At 61.2% G+C, this 2,544-nt stretch carries 2 protein-coding genes and 1 pseudogene; 1 reads left to right on the top strand and 2 read right to left on the bottom strand.

Translation table 11 applies throughout. The features are described 5' to 3' along the window. Together istB and istA are read right to left on the bottom strand one after the other, a co-directional pair. The coding region (gene istB, locus VL202_RS14335; protein ID WP_325464778.1) for an IS21-like element helper ATPase IstB at positions 1–734 on the bottom strand (734 nt) is incomplete at its 3' end. After that, complete coding sequence (gene istA, locus VL202_RS14330) at positions 724–2,253, bottom strand: IS21 family transposase (RefSeq protein ID WP_325464777.1); 1,530 nt, start codon at positions 2,251–2,253, stop codon at positions 724–726. The genes istB and istA, both read right to left, overlap by 11 nt. A 112-nt stretch (positions 2,254–2,365) precedes the next feature. On the opposite strand from istA, the pseudogene VL202_RS14325 reads away from it, so the two are divergent. Then, a pseudogene (locus tag VL202_RS14325) lies at positions 2,366–2,479 on the top strand (SDR family oxidoreductase); the annotation flags it as partial. Between the last annotated feature and the right edge of the window lie 65 nt (positions 2,480–2,544).

Below are 2,544 nucleotides of genomic sequence, written 5' to 3'. Positions count from 1 at the left end.
TGGTCGGCGGTCCCGGCACAGGCAAGACGCATATCGCAACGGCGATCGGCGTTCAGGCGATCGAGCAGTGCGGTGGTCATCTTGGCGTCCCCGAAGACGCTGGCCCATTCGCTGAAGCTGAGGTTGGTGGTGATGATGACGCTGGTGCGCTCGTAGAGCCTGCTCAACAAGTGGAACAGCAATGCCCCACCTGACGCACTGAACGGCAGGTAGCCAAGTTCGTCGAGGATCACGAGATCGGAGTGGACGAGACGATTGGCGATCTGGCCGGATCGACCTTGTGCTTTCTCCTGCTCGAGCGCATTGACCAGCTCCACGGTCGAGAAGAACCGGACACGCTTGTGGTGATGCTCGATCGCCTGAACGCCGATCGCCGTTGCGATATGCGTCTTGCCTGTGCCGGGACCGCCGACCAGGACGATGTTGTTGGCTTCGTCGGTAAACTCGCAGCGATGGAGCTGGCGCACCAGCGCCTCGTTGACCTCGCTGCTCAAGAAGTCGAAGCCGTTGAGGTCGCGGTAGGCCGGAAAGCGCGCCGTCTTGAGCTGGTAGGCGACGGATCGAACCTCCCGTTCCGCGGTCTCGGCCTTGAGGAGTTGGGACAGGATCGGAAGGGCGGCTTCGAATGCCGGCGAGCCCTGTTCGGTCAGTTCACCGACCGCCTGGGCCATGCCGTGCATCTTCAGGCTCCTGAGCATGATGACGATAGCGCCGCTCGCAGGATTATGACGCATGGCGCACCTCCATGGCCTTCCTCAAGGCATCGTAGCGCTCGACATTGGCCTTCGGCTCGTTGGCGAGCGCCAAGGCCTGCGGCGCATTCACGGTCGGCGGTGTGAAGGTTTTGCCATCGACCAGGCGATGCAGCAGGTTCAGCACATGCGTCTTGGTCGGGACACCGGTCTTCAGTGCCGTCTCGACGGCGGACAGCACTGCTTTCTCGTCGTGCTGAAGAACAAGCGCCAGGATGTCGACCATCTCACGATCCCCGCCCGGCTTCTTGAGCAGGTGCTGCTGCAAGGTCCGGAACGCATCTGGAAGCTCGGTGAACGGTGCGCCGTTGCGCAGCGCACCCGGTTTGCGCTGCACGACCGCCAGATAATGCCGCCAGTCGTAGACCGTCTGGCCGGGACGATCATGCGAACGGTCGATGATGCGGCGATGTTCACAGACGATCTGGCCTTCAGCGGCGACAACGACCCGATCCGGGTAGACCCGCAGGCTCACCGGCCGATTGGCGAAGGATGCCGGAACGCTGTAGCGGTTGCGCTCCAGATGCACGAGGCAGGTGGGCGAGACGCGTTTGGTGTATTCGACGAAGCCGTCGAACGGACGCGATGTCGGCATAAGGGTCTGTCTTTCCTCGGCCCAGATATCGGCAATGGTGCCGCGCATCTGGCCATGGGCGGTCTGCGCCCACAGTTCCTTGCAGCGATGCTCCAGCCAGTCATTCAGGGCTTCCAGCGATGGAAAGCGCGGCACCGGCTGCCACAGCCGATGGCGCGCATCCTGCACGTTCTTCTCCACCTGCCCCTTCTCCCAGCCCGACGCCGGATTGCAGAACTCGGGTTCGTAGAGATAGTGGCTGGCCATCGCCTGGAAGCGGATGTTGACGTCGCGCTCCTTGCCGCGGCCGACCTTGTCGATCGCCGTGCGCATATTGTCGTAGATGCCCCGCCGGGGAACACCGCCGAAGACACGGAAGGCGTGATTGTGGGCGTCGAACAGCATCTCGTGTGTCTGCAGGAGATAGGCCCGGACGATGAAGGCGCGGCTGTAGCTGAGCTTCGTATGCGCCACCTGCAGCTTCGTGCGCTCATTGCCGATGATGGCCCAATCCTCCGACCAGTCGAACTGGAACGCTTCACCCGGCTCGAAGGCCAGCGGCACGAATGTCCCGCGTCCTGACACCTGCAGTTCTCTCTGCCGATCGGCTTTCCAGTCTCGAGCGAAGGCTGCCACGCGGTTGTAGGAGCCATCATAACCCAGGCTCAGCAGGTCGGCGTGCAATTGCTTCACCGTGCGCTTCTGCTTGCGAGGTTTGTTCGCCTCCGTCTTCAGCCAGGCTGACAACCGGTCGGCAAAAGGATCGAGCTTGCTCGGCCGCTCCGGAATCTTGAACTTCGGCTCCACGCTACCCGACCGCAGGTATTTGCGGATGGTGTTCCGGGACAGTCCGCTCCTGCGGCAAATCTCCCGGATCGATAAATGTTCTCGAAAATGCCAGCGTCGGATCACGCTCAATAACGCCATGTCGATCACTCCATAGCCCCCGCTGAAAACACGCGGGGCAAGGTTCAAACATGGGTCAATTCTCGATGGAAATATCCGCTAATCCCGGGTCAGTTCCTCGCGGAAATCAACACGCTTAGGTCAACCAGACGAGATCGCGGCGCTGGTGGCGTTTATAGCAAGCGAGGAGGCCGCCTTCATGACTGGAAGTAACATTGCGATGAATGGCGGCCAGCATATGTGCTGAAATAGTTACCTTGCAGCAGCTTCGGGTGCGTCGTCGTTTATTTGTCCACCCCGATCATGTCATCG

Source organism: Pararhizobium sp. (genome assembly GCF_035497515.1).
In the GTDB taxonomy this organism is placed as follows: Bacteria; Pseudomonadota; Alphaproteobacteria; order Rhizobiales; family Rhizobiaceae; genus Pararhizobium.
This window is presented reverse-complemented; position numbering and strand designations above follow the sequence as displayed.

Coding starts and splice junctions, on each gene's coding strand:
- istA (WP_325464777.1), bottom strand. CDS start 2,253: ATGGCGTTATTGAGCGTGATCCGACGCTGGCATTTTCGAGAACATTTA.